Annotated in this window: 1 protein-coding gene; it reads right to left on the reverse strand. The window is 73.2% G+C overall.

The window, feature by feature from the left end; genetic code table 11:
* Positions 1–1,007: macrolide family glycosyltransferase (locus tag ADL22_RS14185; RefSeq protein WP_159048661.1), on the reverse strand; the 1,007-nt coding region annotated here is incomplete at its 3' end.
* Positions 1,008–1,249: the final 242 nt, after the last annotated feature.

The following is a 1,249-nucleotide window of genomic DNA, read 5'->3' on the forward strand; positions in this document are numbered from 1 at the left end:
GGGGGGAGGGGGCGGGCTATGCCTAGGCGGGTGAGCATGGCGGTGTTGCCGAATTGGTCGGCGGCTTGGGGGGCGCAGAGCATGGGGACGCCGTGGGCGAGGGCCTCGTGGGCGCTGCCGGCGCCGGCGTGGGTGAGGAAGGCGTCGGCCTGTTCGAGGATGGCGCGCTGGGGGACCCAGGGGTGGACCTCGATGTTGGGCGGGATCTCGCCGAGGGTGGCCGGGTCGGTGCGGCCGGTCTGGAGGACGACGTGCCAGCCGGGGAGGTTGCCGAAGGCGGCGAGGCAGGCGCGGTAGAAGTCCGGGGCCCCGGTGAAGAGGGTGCCGAGGGAGATGAGGAGGAGGCGTTCGCCGCGCGGGGGGCGGGGCCACGGGTCGTGGGGCGGCGTGGCGGGCCAGCAGGGGCCGGTGAAGGTGTAGATCGTGCGGTCGACGCGGTCGGCGTGGGGCTGGAGGAGGGGGGAGATCAGGGCGAGGCAGCGGGACGGGCGGGGCGCCCGGCGGCCGCCGCCGAGGGGGGCGGTGTGGGCGGCGAGCCAGGCGTGGGGGGAGTCGGGGTCGGCGGCGAGGTCTTCTTCGCAGCCTTCCCAGGGGACGGCGTGGGGGGAGAGCTGGATGGCGGGGATGCGCCAGCGGTCGGCGAGGGCGCGGGCGGCGTAGGCCATCGGGTCGTAGAGGATCAGGTCGGGGCGGTCGTCGCGGTAGGCGGCGAGCAGCTGGGGGAGAGCGCGGCCGGCGTCGGTGAGGAACAGCCGCAGCTGGTCGGTGAGTTCGCCGCCCCAGGCGTCCGGGTCGCCGGCCGGGGGGAGCGTGGTGGTGTACGTCCGGGGTTCGGCACCGGTGGCGGCGACGGTGTCGGCGAAGGACGGGGGGATGGCGTAGGTGACGCGGTGTCCGCGGGAGACCAGTTCGCGGATGATCTCGAGGCTGGGGTTGACGTGTCCGTGCGCCCCGACGCTGATCATGGCTATGTGGGGGGTGGCTGTGTGGTGGGTCGCCCTCGTCATGGGTTCATCCGTTCGATTCTTCCGATTCCTTCGGTTCCTTCGGTTCGTCCGCTTCGTTCGCCCCGGGCGTTCCATCCGCTCCGTTCGGCCCGTTCACTCCGGTCAGTCGCGTCAGTCGCGTCAGTCGCGTCAGTCCGTTCGGTTCGCCGGGGACGTGCGGTGGGTGCGGCAGGTTTCGTAGGTGGGGAGGAGGCCGGCGTTTTCGAGTTCGGTGAGGGTGGGGGACTGGGCGTCTTTGGGGG

Source organism: Streptomyces sp. NRRL F-4489 (assembly GCF_001509485.1).
Taxonomy (GTDB): domain Bacteria; phylum Actinomycetota; class Actinomycetes; order Streptomycetales; family Streptomycetaceae; genus Streptomyces.